The 19,420-nt window shown below is 42.2% G+C and carries 20 protein-coding genes; 12 read left to right on the top strand and 8 right to left on the bottom strand.

The features are described from left to right. Window position 1: 1 nt before the first annotated feature. Both glmS and KA713_14085 read right to left on the bottom strand, forming a co-directional pair. Window positions 2–1,837, bottom strand: coding sequence for a glutamine--fructose-6-phosphate transaminase (isomerizing) (glmS, locus tag KA713_14090; GenBank protein UXE65596.1), 1,836 nt, complete (start codon window positions 1,835–1,837; stop codon window positions 2–4). 126 nt (window positions 1,838–1,963) lie between these two features. Further along, window positions 1,964–2,767, bottom strand: a complete 804-nt coding sequence (locus KA713_14085; protein ID UXE65595.1) for a glycogen/starch synthase — start codon at window positions 2,765–2,767, stop codon at window positions 1,964–1,966. 123 nt (window positions 2,768–2,890) lie between these two features. On the opposite strand from KA713_14085, the gene KA713_14080 reads away from it, so the two are divergent. The 6 genes from KA713_14080 (at window position 2,891) to KA713_14055 (ending at window position 7,629) form a co-directional block, all read left to right on the top strand. Beyond that, complete coding sequence (locus KA713_14080; protein ID UXE65594.1) at window positions 2,891–3,739, top strand: pantoate--beta-alanine ligase; 849 nt, start codon at window positions 2,891–2,893, stop codon at window positions 3,737–3,739. An 80-nt stretch (window positions 3,740–3,819) separates the two neighbouring features. Next, a complete protein-coding gene (locus KA713_14075; GenBank protein UXE65593.1) occupies window positions 3,820–4,167 on the top strand; it encodes an aspartate 1-decarboxylase in 348 nt (115 codons plus the stop codon). Window positions 4,168–4,182: 15 nt separating this feature from the next. Then, complete coding sequence (locus KA713_14070) at window positions 4,183–5,178, top strand: flippase-like domain-containing protein (protein UXE65592.1); 996 nt, start codon at window positions 4,183–4,185, stop codon at window positions 5,176–5,178. Then, window positions 5,163–5,654 carry a D-glycero-beta-D-manno-heptose 1-phosphate adenylyltransferase gene (gene rfaE2, locus KA713_14065; protein UXE65591.1) on the top strand — a complete coding sequence of 164 codons (492 nt, stop codon included), beginning with the start codon at window positions 5,163–5,165 and terminating at the stop codon, window positions 5,652–5,654. Before KA713_14070 ends, rfaE2 begins: the two co-directional genes overlap by 16 nt. 2 nt (window positions 5,655–5,656) lie before the next feature. Beyond that, complete coding sequence (locus KA713_14060; protein ID UXE65590.1) at window positions 5,657–6,355, top strand: zinc metallopeptidase; 699 nt, start codon at window positions 5,657–5,659, stop codon at window positions 6,353–6,355. Window positions 6,356–6,489: 134 nt separating this feature from the next. Beyond that, the gene (locus KA713_14055; GenBank protein UXE65589.1) at window positions 6,490–7,629 is read left to right on the top strand and encodes an acyl-CoA dehydrogenase; all 1,140 of its coding nucleotides are present in this window, start codon (window positions 6,490–6,492) and stop codon (window positions 7,627–7,629) included. 70 nt (window positions 7,630–7,699) lie between these two features. Here the strand turns inward: KA713_14055 and ccsA (KA713_14050) are convergent, their stop codons facing one another. From ccsA (KA713_14050) to KA713_14025, 6 genes are all read right to left on the bottom strand, one after another. Continuing rightward, complete coding sequence (gene ccsA / locus KA713_14050; GenBank protein ID UXE65588.1) at window positions 7,700–10,228, bottom strand: cytochrome c biogenesis protein CcsA; 2,529 nt, start codon at window positions 10,226–10,228, stop codon at window positions 7,700–7,702. 93 nt (window positions 10,229–10,321) lie between these two features. Continuing rightward, window positions 10,322–10,732: a cytochrome c maturation protein CcmE gene (locus KA713_14045; GenBank protein ID UXE65587.1), complete on the bottom strand. Its 411-nt coding sequence runs from the start codon at window positions 10,730–10,732 to the stop codon at window positions 10,322–10,324. Between the two features lie 164 nt (window positions 10,733–10,896). Next, entirely contained in the window at window positions 10,897–11,097 is a 201-nt protein-coding gene (locus KA713_14040) for a CcmD family protein (GenBank protein UXE69137.1), read from the bottom strand. A gap of 40 nt (window positions 11,098–11,137) precedes the next feature. Continuing rightward, complete coding sequence (gene ccsA, locus KA713_14035) at window positions 11,138–11,812, bottom strand: cytochrome c biogenesis protein CcsA (protein UXE65586.1); 675 nt, start codon at window positions 11,810–11,812, stop codon at window positions 11,138–11,140. Window positions 11,813–11,881: 69 nt separating this feature from the next. Then, window positions 11,882–12,535, bottom strand: a complete 654-nt coding sequence (locus KA713_14030; GenBank protein UXE65585.1) for a heme exporter protein CcmB — start codon at window positions 12,533–12,535, stop codon at window positions 11,882–11,884. A gap of 11 nt (window positions 12,536–12,546) precedes the next feature. Next, complete coding sequence (locus KA713_14025) at window positions 12,547–13,392, bottom strand: hypothetical protein (GenBank protein ID UXE65584.1); 846 nt, start codon at window positions 13,390–13,392, stop codon at window positions 12,547–12,549. A gap of 91 nt (window positions 13,393–13,483) precedes the next feature. On the opposite strand from KA713_14025, the gene KA713_14020 reads away from it, so the two are divergent. From KA713_14020 to KA713_13995, 6 genes are read left to right on the top strand one after another with little or no spacing between them, the layout of a single operon-like run. Next, on the top strand, window positions 13,484–14,500 hold the full coding sequence (locus tag KA713_14020; protein ID UXE65583.1) for an NAD-dependent epimerase: 1,017 nt from the start codon (window positions 13,484–13,486) through the stop codon (window positions 14,498–14,500). Window position 14,501: 1 nt separating this feature from the next. After that, window positions 14,502–15,752 (top strand): nucleotide sugar dehydrogenase, encoded by a 1,251-nt coding sequence (locus tag KA713_14015; protein UXE65582.1) that lies wholly within the window; start codon window positions 14,502–14,504, stop codon window positions 15,750–15,752. A gap of 2 nt (window positions 15,753–15,754) precedes the next feature. Further along, a complete protein-coding gene (gene galE, locus KA713_14010) occupies window positions 15,755–16,780 on the top strand; it encodes a UDP-glucose 4-epimerase GalE (protein ID UXE65581.1) in 1,026 nt (341 codons plus the stop codon). After that, window positions 16,780–17,913 (top strand): DegT/DnrJ/EryC1/StrS family aminotransferase, encoded by a 1,134-nt coding sequence (locus KA713_14005; GenBank protein UXE65580.1) that lies wholly within the window; start codon window positions 16,780–16,782, stop codon window positions 17,911–17,913. The genes galE and KA713_14005 overlap by 1 nt, the downstream gene beginning before the upstream one ends. Beyond that, window positions 17,906–18,487, top strand: coding sequence for an N-acetyltransferase (locus KA713_14000; protein ID UXE65579.1), 582 nt, complete (start codon window positions 17,906–17,908; stop codon window positions 18,485–18,487). The genes KA713_14005 and KA713_14000 overlap by 8 nt, the downstream gene beginning before the upstream one ends. Before the next feature lie 7 nt (window positions 18,488–18,494). Beyond that, complete coding sequence (locus tag KA713_13995; GenBank protein UXE65578.1) at window positions 18,495–19,400, top strand: Gfo/Idh/MocA family oxidoreductase; 906 nt, start codon at window positions 18,495–18,497, stop codon at window positions 19,398–19,400. Window positions 19,401–19,420: the final 20 nt, after the last annotated feature.

Here is a 19,420-nt window from a genome sequence, read left to right as displayed (position 1 = left end):
GTTATTCCACCGTCACACTCTTCGCCAAGTTTCTCGGCTGGTCTACATTGCAGCCGCGCATCACTGCAATATGGTAAGAAAGCAATTGCAACGGCACCACCGAAACCAATGGCATCAACGGCTCTAATGTAGCAGGTACTTCTATGACAAACTCTGCCATTTTGTTGATGTGGGTGTCGCCTTCTGTTACGATGGCAATCACACGGCCTTTGCGCGCCTTTACTTCTTGTATGTTACTCACCACTTTTTCGTATGAGCTATCTTTTGTAGCAATGAAAACAACAGGCATCTCTTCATCAATCAAAGCAATCGGGCCGTGCTTCATTTCGGCAGCGGGATAACCCTCGGCATGGATGTACGAAATCTCTTTTAGTTTTAATGCGCCTTCCAACGCTACAGGAAAATTATACCCTCGACCTAGGTACAAAAAGTTACGAGCATCTTTAAACTCAGCGGCAATGGTTTGTATTTGGTTGTTAAGCTTTAATGCTCGCTCTACTTTAGCGGGTATGTTTTCCATCTCCACCATTAACTCATGAAATTTTTGTTCGGTGATAGTTCCTTTGCGCTGTGCAACTGAAAGTGCAATCATGTTAAGCACCGTAAGTTGTGCGGTAAAGGCTTTGGTGCTGGCTACACCAATTTCTGGCCCTGCATGGGTATAGGCGCCTGCATGAGTAGCGCGCGGGATGGACGAACCCACTACATTGCACACACCAAAAATGATGGCTTCTTTCGATTTCGCTAAATCAATGGCAGCTAATGTATCGGCTGTTTCGCCTGATTGTGAAATCGCAATCAACACATCGCCTTCGCGTATGACGGGGTTGCGATAGCGAAATTCAGATGCGTACTCTACCTCTACAGGTATGCGGCAAAATTCTTCAAAGAAATATTCAGCTACCAAGCCGGCATGCCAGCTTGTTCCACAGGCCACAATCAAAATCCTGTCTGCATTCACTAATTTGTTAATGTATTCGCGCAAGCCTCCCAACACCAATCGACCCGTGTCAGAATCTAATCTTCCGCGTATGCAATCTTTGATGGAACGAGGCTGTTCAAAAATTTCTTTGATCATGAAATGTTCAAAGCCACCTTTTTCAATCGCCTCCAATTCCAAATCAACGGTCTGCACATAAGGTGTCAATGGTAAGTTTGCAGTGTTTTTGATTGTCAGTTTTCCATTGTTCACCACGGCAATCTCTTGGTCGTTGAGGTACACTACTTCGTTGGTGTACTCAATGATGGGTGTAGCATCAGAGGCCATAAAAAATTCATCCTTGCCCACACCAACTACTAACGGACTTCCTTTGCGCGCGGCAATCAGTAGGGTCGGGTCTTCGAGTGACATCACAACAATCGCATAAGCACCTATCACTTTTGTTAACGCCAAACGAACGGCCTCATCAAGCGAACAGTCTTCTTTTTCTTTAATGTCTTCAATAAAGTGAATGAAAACTTCGGTATCTGTATCACTCAAAAATTGATGACCTTTCCTCAATAAATCTTGCTTGAGCGAACTATAGTTTTCAATGATGCCGTTGTGGATGATGGCCAATTTTTTGGTTGCGGAATAATGTGGGTGAGCATTTTCATCGTTGGGCTCGCCATGGGTGGCCCAGCGTGTATGCCCCATACCAATGGTGCTCGAAAGGTTCTCGCCTTTGATAAAGCTCTCTAACTCTGCTACCTTTCCTTTCTTTTTGTAAACGTTTAGGCCTTTGTTCAACAGGGCAATCCCCGCGCTGTCGTAGCCACGATATTCCAAACGCTTTAAACCTTTGATGATGATGTCACTCGCTTGGCGATGACCTACGTATGCTACAATTCCACACATGAGAAGTACGATTTATGATTTACGAAATACGATTTTGACTTATAAACAAAACTAAGGCCTAAGCCCTAATCTCTAAAATAAATTATCGATTAATGCTTAGGCCTATTTTCTATTGACTATTAGCGATTACCCCACCAACTCCGTGTACAGATTGTAGAAAGACTCAGAGTGGTCTTCGTCTTTCGCATAGGTTTCAATTTTTTTCTCTTTCAACTTCTTAACTAAGCTATCCAATTTTTTGTTGTCACCTGCCACGTTTACCACATCGGCAAACTCAGCACCTAACTTAATGAACCCTTCGTAGTCGGCTGTTTTCAAATTGCCCAGCATGCTGTCTTCAATGTCAATCATGCGAACTTTGCCCATCAAGTCTCCTTTAAACTTGTGGCTAAAGCTATTGTTATAGATCGTAAACACACTTTTGGTGTTTTTGAACAAGGGGTCTTTCTTATACGTAGTTTTCAAATACAACGGAATAAAGCTTGTTATCCAATCGTTGCAATGAACGATATCGGGAGACCAGCCTAATTTGCGCACTGTTTCAATTACGCCCTTACAAAAGAAAATGGCGCGCTCGTCATTGTCTTCAAAGAACCTGTTTTCCTTGTCGTGAAAAACAGACTTGCGATGGAAGTAATCTTCGTTATCGATAAAGTAAACTTGCAATTTTGCGTTCGGGATGGAAGCTACTTTAATAATCAAAGGTTTCTCTTCATCGCCCACGGCAATGTTAATCCCCGAAAGGCGAACCACTTCGTGTAAACGATTTTTCCGTTCGTTAATCAACCCAAAGCGAGGAACCAAAATCCGTATCTCCATGCCTCTTTCTTGCATCGCTTGAGGCAACTTGCGAACAAAATCCGACACTTCTGTGGTCTGCAAAAATGGATTGATTTCGCTGGCCACATACAATATTCTTATTTTCGACATAAAACTTTATTTTCTTGAAAGCAAAAAGAAACCGGACTGCAAAGGTACGCAAAATTCACCCTCCGTTCAACTAATGTTCAATCATAACTCCTTATCTTTGCCACCCCTTTAAACAGGCCTATTTTGCGCATTTTCGAGGAGATTAAGCCCCTTAGGGCCTTTATTAACAGCCAAAAGCAGCTTGGCCTATCGGTGGGATTGGTGCCCACCATGGGTGCATTGCACGCTGGACATGTAGAGCTTATAAAAACCTGTAAGGCCGAAAACGACCTTACGGTTTGCAGCATTTATGTTAACCCAACACAGTTCAACAACGCAAGCGACTTAGAAAAATATCCGCGCACATTGGGCCTTGACGAGAAATTGCTTCTGCAAGCAGGCTGTGATGTGATTTTTGCGCCATCTAATTTGGAGATGTACACTCAGCCCAGTGTACTAAAGTTTGATTTTGGTACGTTGGATAAAGTGATGGAAGGTAAGTTTCGTCCGGGGCATTTTAGTGGTGTGGCCTTGGTGGTGAGCAAGTTATTCAACATTGTGCAGCCACACCGCGCTTATTTTGGTCAGAAAGATTTTCAACAATTAAAAGTGATTACCCAATTGGCCAATGAGTTGTTGTTTGATTTAGAAATTAAATCTGTGCCCATCGTTCGCGAAAGGGATGGCTTGGCTATGTCATCGCGCAACCAGCGGCTTAATCTGCAAGAGCGAAAAAACGCGTTAGTTCTTTATGAGAGCTTGCAGCTTGGCAAACAGCTGTTGAAATCTGGGCAGCCAATGGAGATAGTGGCGAAAGCAATCAAAGATAAGTGTGAAGCTGTTTCCAACGTTAAACTCGAATATTTTGAGTTGGCCCATGCCGAAAACTTAATGCCCGCTGAAAACGTTACTGACACAACCATTTTGTTGATAGCTGCCTTTGTGGGCGAAGTAAGGTTGATTGATAATCTATTAATGGATGATAAAACATAGCCACCTATTGACAGATTTCATTGAAAATTTTAGAATCTTGGCCTAAGAAATCTGTGAATGAGTGGCAGAAATAATAATAAATGAGAATAGAAGTTTTAAAATCAAAAATACACCGCGTAAAAATCACTCAAGCCGAGTTGCACTACGTGGGCAGCATCACCATTGATGAAGCGTTGATGGAAGCCGCAAATCTAATTGAAGGAGAGAAGGTACAGGTTGTAAACATTAACAATGGCGAGCGATTGGCGACCTACGTGATAAAGGGCGAGCGCAATTCGGGCACTATTTGTTTGAATGGCCCCGCTGCCCGCAAAGCGGCCGTGGGAGATGTGGTAATTATTATTTCCTATGCATCCATGGAATTTGAGGAAGCCAAGAAATTTAAACCTACCTTAATCTTTCCTACACCAGACAATCGGCTAGAATAGTTTAGTTTTGAACCTGTGAATCCAAAAATAAAATCCCTTCTTCAATATCTCGGCATGATTGCGCTGACGGCTGCATTGCTATGGCTTTCGTTGCGCGGATTATCGGTAGGTGAGGGAGAGAACAAGACAGATTTTTTGCTTAAAGCCTGGGAGAATTCCAACAAAGGCTATTTGCTGCTAATGGCTGCCGTGGCGGTTGTCAGTCATCTCTTGCGAGCCGAGCGTTGGAAGATGCTGTTGGTGCCAACGGGCAACAGAGTTAGTTTGTTAAATAGTTTTCTTTCACTGATGATTGGCTACTTAGTGAACTTGGGCGTGCCGCGCGGAGGTGAAGTATCGCGCTGCTACAATCTATACAAATTAGAAAAAACACCGGTTGAAGTTTCGTTTGGCACAGTGGTAGTTGAGCGTTTGGTAGACGTGATTTGTTTACTCGTTTTGATTGCGCTTTCTTTTTTTGCAGAGTGGGCTAAACTGAAATCATTTATTGATACCCTGGATTTTGGAAAGGGAGGAGGCGGCATTCATTTGCCCTTGTGGGTTTATGCAGCTGCCTTGCTTGGAATCGCTCTTTTAGTGGCTCTTTACCTTCTTCGTAAAAATGAAAAGCTTCTAAAAATCATCCGTGGATTCAAAGAAGGATTGATGGCCATCTTTCAACTAAAGAATAAAGGTCTTTTTATTTTTTATTCGTTGGCGATATGGGGTGCTTATTTTTTGATGAGTTATTATGTTATCAAAGCATTTCCTGAAACGGAGAATCTCGGATTTAGTGCAGTGCTCACGTTGTTTGCCATTGGTTCAATTGCGATGGCTGCGCCACTGCCTGGCGGAGCGGGGTCATACCATACGTTAGTACCGCTCGGTTTGGTGATGTTGTACAACTTGCCCCAATCGGATGCCGTGGCGTTTGTGTTTATTTTCCACGCATGGCAAACTGCTTTGATGATTTTGATGGGCGTGTTATCTCTGATTGGCAGTTATTGGATAATTAAATGGAGAAAGCCGTAACCAAAATAAAATCGCGCGAAGAGGCTCAAACGCAAGTAAAAGCTTGGCAAGCGAAAGGCGAAACCGTGGTTTTTACCAATGGTTGTTTCGATTTGTTGCACCTCGGCCATGTCGATTATTTAGAAAAGGCACGTGAGCTAGGTGATAGGCTTGTAATCGGGTTAAATACCGATAACTCGGTCAGTCGCTTTAAAGGCCCTGAGCGACCACTGCAAGACCAAGACTCTCGTGCGCGGATTTTAGCCTCACTTCAGTTTGTGGATTTGGTGGTTTTTTTCAACGAAGACACACCCTTCGACTTAATTTCTGCGTTAATACCCAATGTTTTGGTTAAAGGCAGTGACTATTTGGCAGAAAACATAGTTGGCGCAGATGTTGTAAAAAACGCGGGAGGCGTAGTGAAAACAATCGACTTTGTGCCGGGTTATTCCACTACACGAATTGTAGAAAAAATTAAACGAACAATAAATTTATAATTATGGGAGCGTTAGTAATCGGTTTATTTTTTATGGCGATTGGCTGGATGGTCAGTTCACGCCTCAAGAGCAAATTCAAAGAATATTCACAAGTACATTTAACAAAAGACTTAACAGGTGCCGAAATTGCCCGACTGATGTTGGCCGATAACGGTATCAGTGATGTGAAGGTCATTTCGGTAGAAGGTCAATTGACTGACCATTATAACCCAGCCGACAAAACGGTTAACCTTAGCCAGGAAGTTTTTTATGGACGCAATGCAGCCGCCACGGCTGTTGCCGCCCATGAATGCGGCCATGCGGTTCAACATGCTAAGGCTTATGCAATGCTGCAATTCCGCTCAGCGATGGTGCCTGTTCAAAATATCAGCGCAAGTGTGTTAAACTTTATTATGATGGCCATGATTTTTGGTTCCATCTTCGCTCAAGGTATTTTACCAATGAAAACAGCCTTGCTAGTAATCATTGTGTGCTATGGCGTGTTTGCATTATTTTCTTTAGTTACTTTACCTGTAGAATTTGATGCCAGCAAAAGAGCTTTGGCTTGGGTGAAAGCTAGAAACATTGTGACGCCTAGCGAGTACGATATGTCGCAAGATGCATTGAAATGGGCAGCCATGACTTATGTTGTTGCTGCAATTGGCGCTGTTACCACACTTATCTATTATGTGATGATGTACTTAGGTGCTGACCGCGATTAATCAGCACTTCCAATAAATCAAAAAAGGCCTGAGATTTTCTCGGGCCTTTTTTATTGATAATTTTTACTGAACCTAACGATTATTCAAATCATTTTATCCCTTATCATTGTTATTGATTTCAAACGATAGAACTCATGAATTTTCAACTAACTGAAGAACAACTGACCGTACAACAAGCGGCCCGCGATTTTGCTCAAACGGAATTGTTACCTGGCGTCATTGACCGCGATAATGAGCAAAAATTCCCTGCCGAGCAGGTAAAAAAAATGGGCGAGCTTGGCTTTATGGGCATGATGACAGACCCTAAATACAACGGGGGTGGCATGGATACTATTTCCTATGTACTGGCCATGGAAGAAATTTCTAAAATTGATGCCTCGGCTTCAGTTTGCATGTCGGTAAACAATTCGTTGGTTTGTTGGGGGCTTGAGCGATATGGTTCGGAAGAGCAGAAAGAAAAATATTTAAAGCGATTAGCGGCTGGCGAAATTATCGGGGCGTTTTGTTTGTCGGAACCTGAAGCGGGCTCTGATGCCACCAGTCAGCGCACCACGGCCGAAGACAAAGGTGACCATTACATTTTAAATGGAACCAAAAATTGGATTACCAACGGCAAGAGTGCCAGCGTCTATATTGTGATTGCACAAACACATCCAGAAAAAAGGCATAAGGGAATTAATGCCTTGATTGTGGAGCGTGGTATGTTAGGTTTTGTGGTAGGAAAAAAGGAAGATAAAATGGGTATCCGCGGCAGCGATACGCACTCGTTGATGTTTCAAGATGTGAAAGTGCCAAAAGCCAATCGAATCGGTGACGATGGTTTTGGTTTCACGTTTGCCATGACAACCCTAAATGGTGGACGGATAGGAATTGCTGCACAGGCGTTGGGCATTGCTGCGGGCGCGTATGAGTTTGCTTTGAAGTATGCGAAAGAGCGCAAAGCGTTTGGAAAACACTTGACCGAGCACCAAGCCATTCAGTTTAAGTTGGCAGATATCGCCACCAAAATTGATGCGGCTCGTTTATTGGTGTGGCAAGCCGCCTACCTCAAAGACCAGAAAAAAGATTTTGTGAAGGCTGCCGCCATGGCAAAACTGTTTGCCTCACAGATTGCCCAAGAGGTGACTACAGAGGCCGTGCAAATACACGGTGGTTACGGATATGTGAAAGAGTTTCATGTAGAGCGCTTGATGCGTGATGCAAAAATCACTCAAATCTACGAGGGCACTACCGAGATTCAGAAGATGGTAATTTCGAGGGAGTTGTTGAAGTAATTTTAAAATGGGCTGATTTGAAATTTTGAAAATTATAGCACTCTGATTTTACTTATCAGTTTTTTGCAAATTACTTCATTTTCAAATCTTCAAATTCTCTAAACCTCCTCACCATTGCCATCGTAAACCCAACCATCAATACCATTGTGCCAATCCATAATATGTTGATGAAGGGTTTTTCTAAGGCCTTGATTACCACCCAATCTTTTTGACGGGCATTGATACCAATCAAAAACTCATTAGTATCGGGTAAAATATTCAATAAAGTTATTTTGACTCCCAAGTCATTGATTTCACTGGGTATTCTGCCTACTTGGTTTTTATTTCGGATTAAGAAAATGGGGTCGGCATAAAAAATTTCATGCTCGCCTTGAATTTTTATTTTGGCTTGCACGGCCACATCTTCTGGCTGTAGTGGTACCCCTTCAATTTCGTTGATACGGACAACCTGCTCCAGTGAACTGATGTACTTGGAACTGATGTGAAATTCTTCTCCCATTTGCACTTTAAGTTCTTCCAATTTTCCCCACTCAAGTCCTTCGCGGTTCATGGGCAAAGAAACATGTGTATAGAGGTCGCTGGTTAGTTTGCGCCTGATGTCGGGCGAGGGAACAAAGCCACCCATCTGCGCATTGATTTGCACGCGGGGAAAAAGCGAAGCCACCACTTCATTATTCTTTCTCAATTCAATTTCATAAAAAGTATTTTCAGGATAAATTTCAAAAGTATCTTTTGCACTATAAAGTTTTTTGCCTTTATAGATGATGTCTTTCTTGGCCACTACTTTAAAAGCATCGAAGGTTTTTTCAATATCGTTTTTGTTGATATAGCCGCTTTTGTGCCTGGCCTCCACACGCTCGCCACGGTATTCCAAATCGTAGCCAGCCATGGAGCGAGGTTCATTGATAAACAAAAGCAGGTTATCGCGGTTGAACTCCGTTGGTACCTCCTTTGAGATTAACATTCCAGAATTGTTGAGCGAAACAACTTTTGAGTATCCAGCTGAGAACATCACCCCAATCAGCATCAAACCCACCCCAATATGGGCAATGGCTCCGCCCGATAGCTTGGGGTTCAGCTTCAAGAGCGATAACAATACTTTGATGTTGCTCACAATGAGGTAAATTCCCGCCAAGGTTAAGACGAGGTAGCTAATGTTGTACACTTTGGCAACGGCAATTACCAATGCAAACACGATCAGCGTAATCATCAAAGGCGTAATGAGTTCGTTCTTTAATTTTTGCTTGTCGATTTTCTTCCACCAAAAAAATTGCCCTGTGCCAGAGAGAAGTGCCACCAATACGGCAAACCATAATTGAATGCTGGAGAAGTATTCAACTTGGTTGGCGGGCGGTGCAAGATTAGACTCGATGCCAAAAGCGGAGACCAGTTTGTTCCATACGGGAATAGACGTTGGCAACAAAACTTGAAAGCCCATTAAACACAAAACCGTTGCCCCTAAGAAAATCCAAAACTCTTTTGAATAGGTGGAAATTTCTTGTTGAGAGGAGGGGATATTTTTCCATCGAACGATGCAAAGGGCAATGGCAACCAGCATAAAAAAAAACATATAAATCAGCAACTGTCCCGATAGGCCTAAATCCGTGAAGGAGTGAACAGAAGCATTCCCTAAAATTCCGCTTCGGGTAAGAAAGGTTTGGTATAGAATCAAAATAAAAACGGCAATGACCAAAATGATGGAAGCTTTAAGTGAGGTATTGCTGTTTTTGTACGAAATCATGGTGTGGATGGAGGCTACCATCACCAGCCATGGCACGTACACGGCATTTTCCACGGGGTCCCAATTCCAATAGCCACCAAAGTTGAGCGTTTCATAGGCCCAATAGCCACCCATTAAAATGCCTAAACCCAATATGGCAGCACCGAGCAGCGTCCAAGGAATAGCAGGCTTTACCCACTCCACATATTTTTTTTGCCACAGCCCTGCAATGCAAAAAGCAAATGGCGGCAAGGTGAGCGCAAAGCCCAAGAAGAGCGTTGGCGGGTGAATAACCATCCAATAATTTTGAAGCAAAGGGTTCAGCCCCGTTCCGTCTTTGGGTATAAAGTCAGGTTGTAATTTAAAGATGGGGTCGGAAAGTGCATCGCGCAGAAGGATGAAAGGTGAACTGCCCACTTTGATGTTGATAATTGGGATAACTACCCCCAGAATCATTGAGCCTAAAAATGCCTGCACTAAGGCGACAATGACCAATACTGAACTTTCCCAATTTTTTTGGGTGTAGATAAGTGCAATACCCACAAGGGCTTGCCAAAAAATCCACAAGAGGAAACTGCCTTCTTGCCCGTTCCAAAAAGTGGAAATTAGATAATAGACGGGCAGGTGAGAGTCGGAGTGGCTGTATGCGTAATGATATTCAAAATAATTCTGTTGAATGATGGTATAAAGACAGATTACAATGCCCAAAACGGTTGCCGAGTGAATATAAAACGCAAATCGGCCGTTTTTCAACCATTCATTTTTACGCTCGGGGTTTTGTTCTCCGGTGGCTTTAAAATACGAAAAGGCACTGGCCAAAGCTGCTACAAAAGATGTGATAACAAAAAAGTGGCCGAGGTTACCGATTAAGTAGTGCATTGTTAATTTAAAAATTTGAAAATGAAAGAATTTGAAAATACCCCTAGCAGAGTAACATCAATTTTCAAATCTTCAAATTGACACATTTTCAAATTAAATTGATGCGTTTAACTTTTGTTCTTGGTATTTGGATGGACACTTCAACAAGATTTTTTTGGCTACAAATACATCGTTTTGATAGCTGCCTATCACCACCACTTTTTCAGAGCGGAGGAAATCAGGTGGCATAGGTTCATTGTAATACACTTTTTGAGTTTTGCCCTTATCATCCACCAACATAAAACTAAACGAAAGGTTATCGGCACTTTTCTCAATGCCCTCCACATGGCCAGAAGCATCTTTGCTTAATTCACCCACCACGTGGATGGCTGCTGTATTTCCGTTAGAGGCTAATTTGTATGCTTCATCAAAATTTACATACGTGCTGGCATCGCCAGCGGTAGAGATAATGATGGCAATCGCGACCGCAATAACCACAATGGCAAAAATGTGTGACTTTTTCATCTACCCGATTTTCTGGGTGGTAAAGGTAGGGCTAAAAATGATAGGAAGGGAAATTTTGGTGACGAATACGGCTCAAATAATTTTGTAATTCTAAGGAACCGAAGAATCTTCAATTGTTATGTAGAAAAGATTCTTGGCTCATTCGAAGAATGATGATCGCTTTTCTATTTAGGCAATCTATTTTCAAGTTTTGATACTTTTTTATCTAAGAAAAAGAGATACCCAATCAGTCCTGACAAAATCAACAAAACAATGGCCACCACCACATAAATCTTGCCTTCGGCACGCATGCCATCAGCCATCGGCACTTCTTGCGATTGACCGAAAGTAGAAATCGTAAAAAGCAAAAGAACCAATACTGACAAGAAAGATTTTCCGTTTCTCCACCTTTTGTTTTGAATTCTATTATTGCTGCTCGTCCAATTCATAAATTTTTTCGTTAAGATTTTTGATTCGAATCTGTAAAGTAGATATCCACGTTCCTACTAACATCCAACCCAAGACAGCAGGGTAAAACACCATTCGCATCCTGCTATCCAAGTCATAGGTATTAAAACCAGGATTGCCTCCACTTCCCGGGTGTAGAGAACTGGTGATGCGGGGGATGATAAAGATAAGTGGAATCATTGCCATAAAGGCGAAGATGTTATAGGCAGCACTTAGCCGGGCTTTTTGTTCTTGATTGTTGACAGAGCCTCGTAAAATAAAATAAGCGAAGTAGACCAACAGGGCTATGGCCGCCCCGTTTTGTTGTGGGTCACCATGCCATGGAGAGCCCCAGGTATAGTTGGCCCATATCATGCCTGTGAATATCCCCAACATCCCAAAAACGATTCCCGTATTTGCAAAGGAAATTGCACGATTATCTGACTTTTCTGATTGTGAAATCAAATAAGAGATAGAGCTGATAAACGAAACCAAAAACATTAGCACCATGCCAAACCACATAGGCACATGAAAGTATAGAGCACGAATGGTTTCATTCACAATCTCAAGTCTCGGCACCTGAAACAAAAACCCACCGATGACCGAATACGTCACCAACAAAGCTCCCATTATTTTCCACCAACTCTTTCTCATCTTGTTATTTTACAAACCAATGACGGAATCAAGCCCTAATATCCAAAACCTAAGTCCCTAATGCCTAAGTTACGACCGCCAAATATACGGGAAGAGCAGATACGACATAGCCCCGACTAAACAATTAATTGCCAGTAAGATTAGCAACTCATCATAGCTGGCGCTAGCTTCCAAGCCATCGATACAATTTTTGGTTATTTTGATGGCCATCAGCAAGATGGAAATCACGATTGGAAAACTTAGCACGGCCATCACAATGTTGCTATTGTTAGCTTTGGCAGCAACACCCGAAAGCAATGTAAGCGAGGTGGCAAAACCAGCGCTAGTAAGGACAAGACCTATTGAGAATGTCTTTAAATCGTGAATCGGATTGGTTAGCAAAACAGAAAAGAGAATAAATCCGATAAGTGCCATCAAAACGCTCAACATAAAGTTGTAAATCATTTTGCTGATGATTACCGATTCAGGTTTTACAATATAGTAAAAATAAATTTCCAGGCCTTTTTTTTCTCCTATAAAACTCTTGGCAATGGTATTGATAGCCGTAAATAGCAATGTTGCCCAAAAAAGTGCACTCCAAATTAAGGGAGATAAAACGTGATGGTTGAGGCCAATGGTTAAGTAGTAAATAAAAACAGTACTTAGAAGATATAGCCCAAGCCCTGCTAAAACAGATTTGCGCCTAAGTTCGAGGGTGAGTTCTTTCTGGAGTAGAGTCAGCACAAGATTTTCTTTTACTTCTCTTTTTCTTGGTTAGCTAATCTAACCAAGTGTTTAAATCCTTTAAGTACTATAAGCACTATAACAAAAAAAACGCCAATGGCCGCTCCAGCTGCCAGTGAAATCGATAGCTTGGGGCTGATAGGTCTGTTGAAATTGACAAAACCTTGAACTAATTGAACATTGTTAACCAAAGCTAAATCGCTTTGATTCTTTAATTTTTCTCTGGTCAAATCAATAATTCCTGCATTGATAGAAGTAGGGTCAAAAAGGATGGTATTTGCGTTTAAGTTTTTGAAAAGATTTCCTTCTAAAAACTGAACTCGCATTTTTTCCAACTCTGTTATTTCTTGAGAGGTTTTATCCACCATGCCTTGGTAGATCGCTTTCTTTTCTTTCTCCCTCAGAAGTGCATATTCGTTGGTCTCAAAAAATTTGATGAGTGAAGGTTGTAATTTGGTATACAGCAGGGGGTCTTTGCAATTTACGGTTATGATCAAAGTAGTTTTTTCTTCTTCTTTTAAAGCCTCGGATTTTTCAATTGAATTCTCAATTTTTAATTCAGCTATATGGCTTGCTTCTGCACTTGTAAGAAAAAGCTTTTTGGCCAGTTCGCTGGTATTGTTTTCTTCTATCAATCCATTCAAATCAGTTACCAACGCTTTGCTCACCGAAAAGGTAAGCACACCCGAACTGAAAATCATCCGGCTTTGATAAACATTGGGAACCAACTGATAAAAAGCCAGTCCGGCCAAGGAGCCAATAAAAAAAGCAATAATGAGCGACCTAATGTTTTGAATAAAAACCCGATTCAATTTAAAGGCCAATTCCAAAAGATCGATTTCATCAGACTGCGCCATACTTCGTTTTTTCCTGCAAAGAAAATGATTTAACTTATCAGAACACTGGTAAATTACTAAATTTACCGCTTTATTTTTTTAAATTGTTTTGATGAGCAAGGTATTGGTTACCGGAGTAGCAGGGTTTATTGGGTATCACCTTGCCAAAAGACTCTGCGAGGATGGCTTTTGGGTTGAGGGCTTGGATAATCTTAACGATTATTATGATGTGAACTTAAAAAAATCGAGATTGGATAGTTTACGTCTTTTTGAAAATTTTACTTTTTCAAAGGTTGATATTGCCAACAAAAAAGAAATTGACAAGCGATTTGAAAATAGCCGATACGATGCTGTCGTCAACTTGGCTGCACAGGCGGGTGTGAGGCACTCTATCGAAAATCCATATACCTATCTTGAAAGCAACATACAGGGGTTCTTAAACATTCTCGAAGCCAGTCGCCACCATTCCGTAAAGCACTTGATCTACGCCTCTTCCAGTTCAGTTTATGGGGCGAACAAAAAAATGCCCTTCTCGACCCAAGACAATGTTGACCATCCCTTGGCGCTTTATGCAGCCAGCAAGAAATCAAATGAGTTAATGGCTCATGCCTATTCGACATTGTACCATATTCCAACCACAGGGCTAAGGTTTTTTTCAGCGTATGGCCCTTATGGCAGACCAGATATGGCCTTGTTTATTTTTACGAAAGCGATTTTAGCGGGCGAACCGATAAACGTTTATAATCACGGAATAATGAAACGCGATTTTACGTATATAGACGATTTAGTGGAGTGTGTGATTCGTCTCTTGCCAAAGATTCCGTCATTTGACAAAAATTGGGATGCCACAAAATCAGATCCCGCCACTAGCTTTGCCCCCTACCGAATTTTTAACATTGGCAATAGCAGTACGGTAGAGTTGATAAGGTACATCGAGATTATAGAAGAAAAGTTGAAAAAAAAGGCCATCAAAAACTTTTTGCCCATGCAGCAGGGCGATGTGCCCGAAGCTCTTGCCGATGTGAGTGATTTGATGAAAAAAATTGATTTTAAGCCCGATACTCCCATTGAAGTAGGTGTGGGTAAATTTATTGATTGGTATTTGGACTATTATAAAGAGAAACGATAACATGGAAAAGATAGGAATCATAGGGTTAGGTTATGTTGGCCTTCCATTGGCGGTTGAGTTCGGAAAAATTATTCCGGTGGTTGGCTTCGACATCAACACCGATCGGATAGCTGAGCTAAAAAATGGGCACGACCGAACCCTTGAGTCGGACAGCGTTGAACTTAAGTCATCTAAACATCTTTCTTTCTCTTCCAATCCGATTGAATTGAAGGACGCCAATCATTTCATCGTCACCGTACCCACGCCCGTAGACGTTTACAAAAAGCCCGACCTTACGCCATTGATCAAGGCGAGCGAAACGGTGGGGAAGGTTTTGAAGAAAGGCGACATCGTGATTTACGAATCTACCGTTTACCCAGGCTGCACCGAAGAAGATTGTGTCCCCGTGCTGGAGAAATTCAGCGGATTAAGATTTAATATTGATTTTTTCTGTGGCTATTCTCCAGAGCGCATCAACCCTGGCGATAAGCAGCACCGGTTGCCCAACATCAAGAAGGTGACCAGCGGTAGCACACCTGAAATAGCCGAACGCGTAGATCAACTGTACAAAAAAATAATCGTTGCGGGCACACACAAAGCTTCGAGCATCAAGGTTGCCGAGGCGGCAAAGGTCATCGAGAATTGCCAACGAGATATCAATATCGCGTTTATTAATGAATTGGCGTTGATATTTGAACGCATGGGTATTGATACGCATCAAGTATTGGAAGCAGCCGGCACCAAGTGGAATTTTCTTCCTTACAAACCCGGTCTGGTAGGTGGGCATTGCATTGGTGTGGATCCGTACTATTTAACGTATAAAGCAGATAGCCTCGGCTATTACCCACAGGTGATTTTGGCAGGGAGGCGCATCAACGACAATATGGGGATTCACATTGCCAACCGAGTAGTCAAATTGATGACGCAACATGATTTGCCTGTAAAAAATGCCAAGATTTTGGTTTTGGGAATTACGTTTAAGGAAAACTGCCCCGACATACGCAACAGCCGCGCCATTGATTTGATCCAAGAATTGCAAAGTTTTGGAGCGGATGTAGAGGTGTATGACCCGCATGCCAGCATCGATGAAGTGAAGCACGAATACGGTTTGGCATTGATTAACAAACCGGATAAAAAATATTCGGCCATTGTATTGGCCGTTAGCCATCATGAATTCAAAAATTTGGATTGGAAAATGATACGAAACGACAAGACGATTGTCTATGATGTAAAAGGTTTTTTAGATCCATCTCAAATTTCATCTAGATTATAACCATGGCCAGCACTAAAAAAGTACTGTTGACGGGCGGGGCGGGCTACATTGGCGCGCACACGGCCGTTGAGTTAATTCAGCAAGGTTTTGAGATAATAGTCGTTGATGATTTATCGCGCAGCGAAAAAAGAATTATCGATGGAATTGAAAGAATCACGAATAGAAAAATTGCTTTTTATCAAGGAGATTGCAGAGATGAGAGATTTTTAGATACCCTTTTCAAAAATAATCAGATCGATTCGGTTATTCACTTTGCTGCCTTTAAATCAGTCAATGAATCAGTGGTCAATCCATTACTTTACTATCAAAACAATTTGGGCTCAATGGTGGCGTTGCTCAAGACGATGGAGAAATTTAATGTAAACAAAGTAATTTTTTCGTCTTCTTGCACCGTATACGGCCAGCCCGACCGCATTCCGGTAGATGAGTCAGCACCTTTTAAAAAAGCTGAATCATCTTATGGTGCTACCAAGCAAATGTGCGAGCGGATTTTAGAAGATTCCATTCATGCTAATAAGAATTTAAGATCTGTTTCACTGCGGTACTTTAATCCAGTGGGTGCGCATCCTTCGGCACTGATTGGAGAATTGCCTATCGGCACCCCCTCCAACCTTGTGCCGTATGTAACTCAAACAGCTGCAGGCATTCGCCAGAAGCTTACGGTTTTTGGGAGCGATTATGATACCCCAGATGGAAGTTGTGTGCGTGATTTTATTCATGTGGTTGATTTGGCAAAAGCACATGTAAAAGCATTGCAAAAAGTGACTTCGTTAGAGAGCAGAAATGAAGTTTTCAATTTGGGTACAGGTGATGGAGTAACGGTGCTTGATTTGGTTAGGCGATTTATCAAAACCACAGGTGTTCAGTTAAATTATGAAATCGGCCCACGCAGGGCTGGCGATATAGAAAAGATTTATGCCAATCCTGCGAAGGCAGAAAAATTATTAGGCTGGAAAACAGAATTGAGTTTAGAAGAATCCCTGTTGCACGCGTGGCAATGGGAAAAAAACATTCGAGGTATCAAGTGATGGAAAAAATACAAATGGTTGACTTGCGGGGGCAATACCTGCGCATTAAGTCTGAAATCGATACAGCCATTGAAAGCGTCTTACTTTCTTCGGCCTTTATTCAGGGACCTGACGTAAAAGAATTTGCACTAGCTCTTTCTCAAAAAAATCAAAACGTTCATGTGGTCTCATGTGCGAACGGCACTGATGCATTGCAAATTGCCATGATGGCGCTCGAGTTAAAGCAAGGGGATGAAGTGATCTTGCCCGTTCATACCTACGTGGCAACGGCAGAGGTGATTGCCCTTTTAGGACTTTCACCTGTCTTCATCGATGTTGATGAATGGACATTTAATATCGATGTCAATCAAATAGAAAGTAAAATCACTTCGCGCACCAAGGCTATCGTGCCCGTTCATTTGTATGGACAAAGTGCCAATATGGAACCGATTTTAAAAATTGCCAATGCACATCATCTTTTTGTGATTGAAGATGTGGCGCAAGCGCTAGGCGCGGAATATACATTTGTAGATGGCACGGTCAAGAATGCCGGCACGATGGGCATAGTTGGCACTACCTCATTTTTTCCATCCAAAAATTTAGGAGCGTATGGCGATGGAGGGGCGATTTTTACCCACAATAAATCACTAGCGGAAAAAATGACGATGATTGCCAGTCATGGCCAAAAAATAAAATATCACCACGAAGTGATTGGCATCAATAGTCGCCTGGATACCTTGCAAGCAGCCATCTTAAATGTAAAGTTGAAATACCTGGATGAATATACGCGCAAAAGAAACGAAGCAGCAGATGTCTACGATGCCGAACTAAAATCTTGCGGTTTTTTGGAGATCCCAGTAAGGGCAAAAAACTCAACGCATGTATTCCATCAATATACACTAAAGACAAATGGCATTGACCGAGATGCTTTCAAAAAATATTTGGAGAGCAAAGGAGTGCCATCCATGATTTATTATCCGGTGCCATTGCATTTGCAAAAGGCGTATCAGCGAACAGGCTTTGGTGAAGGTTCTTTTCCGGTTACGGAAAAACTTTCCAAAACAGTGATCTCCTTGCCGATACACACTGAGATGTCCACGGAAGAATTAGCGTACATTTGTCAAGTCATTAAAGATTATCCAAGGCATGCCTGAAAAGAATTATTTCGCTCATGAAACAGCTGTGATTGATGAAGGCTGCGAAATTGGTGCAGGAACAAAAATCTGGCATTTCTCCCACATCATGCCGCATTGTAAAATTGGCGAGAATTGCAACATAGGGCAAAATGTGGTCATATCGCCTGAGGTCGTGTTAGGGAAGAATGTAAAGGTGCAAAACAACGTTTCCATTTATACAGGGGTAATTTGTGAAGACGATGTCTTTTTAGGGCCATCAATGGTGTTTACAAATGTGATTAACCCGCGCAGTGCGATTAACCGTAAGAACCAATATTCAAAAACGGTGGTAAAAAAGGGCGCATCAATCGGTGCAAATGCCACCATTGTTTGTGGACACGATATTGGGGCGTTTGCTTTTATTGGTGCAGGTGCAGTAGTGACAAAGCATGTGCCCGATTTTGCGCTGGTGGTGGGCAATCCCGCCAGGCAAACCGGATGGATGAGCGAATACGGTCATAAACTTTCATTCAATAAAGAAGGAGAAGCCACTTGTCCTGAGAGTGATGACAAGTATTTGTTGAAAGATGGAAAGGTCTATAAAGTAAATTGATATCATTATGGCCGAGAACTTTGCATTAATAGGTGCAGCTGGATACATCGCACCGCGCCATTTGCAAGCGATAAAAGACACAGGCAATAATCTGCTGGCTGCCTTGGATAGGTTTGACAGCGTTGGCATTATGGATTCGTATTTTCCGCATGCTGATTTTTTTACCGAGTTTGAGCGGTTTGATCGCCACATCGATAAATTGAAAAGACAAGGACAGAAAATCGACTACGTAAGCATCTGTTCACCTAACTATCTTCACGATTCTCACATCCGATTTGCATTGCGCAATCAAGCGGATGCCATTTGTGAAAAACCGTTGGTATTGAATCCGTGGAACGTAGATGCCTTAACGGAAATTGAAAAAGAAACGGGCAAAAAAGTGTACACTATTCTTCAACTGCGCTTGCATCCCAACATTCAAGCGTTGAAAAGGAAAGTAGAAGAAACCAAAGGCGATAAAATTTTTGATGTGGATTTGACCTACATCACCTCCCGCGGCAAGTGGTACTTCCACAGTTGGAAGGGAGAAGAAATCAAATCTGGCGGCATAGCCACCAACATTGGCATCCATTTTTTTGACATGCTGTTGTGGGTTTTTGGAAGTGTGAAGAATAGTTCTGTCTCCGCCTATGAAGCAGATCATGCCGGAGGCTATTTGGAATTGGAAAGGGCACGTATCAATTGGTCATTGAGCATTAACGAAGACCACTTGCCAGCAGAAGTCAAGGCCAAAGGAAAGCGCACCTTTCGTTCACTAAAAATGGATGGAATGGAAATTGAATTTAGCGATGGTTTTACCGAACTTCATACCAACAGTTATAAAGAAATATTGGCTGGGAGGGGTTTTGGGCTAGTGGAGGCCAAGCCATCCATTGAACTGGCTTATCAACTAAGACAATCAAAGGGCGAATAACTTTTCGTAAATTCGCGCTC

The sequence above is a fragment of the Chryseotalea sp. WA131a genome (assembly GCA_025370075.1).
In the GTDB taxonomy this organism is placed as follows: Bacteria; Bacteroidota; Bacteroidia; order Cytophagales; family Cyclobacteriaceae; genus ELB16-189.
This window is presented reverse-complemented; position numbering and strand designations above follow the sequence as displayed.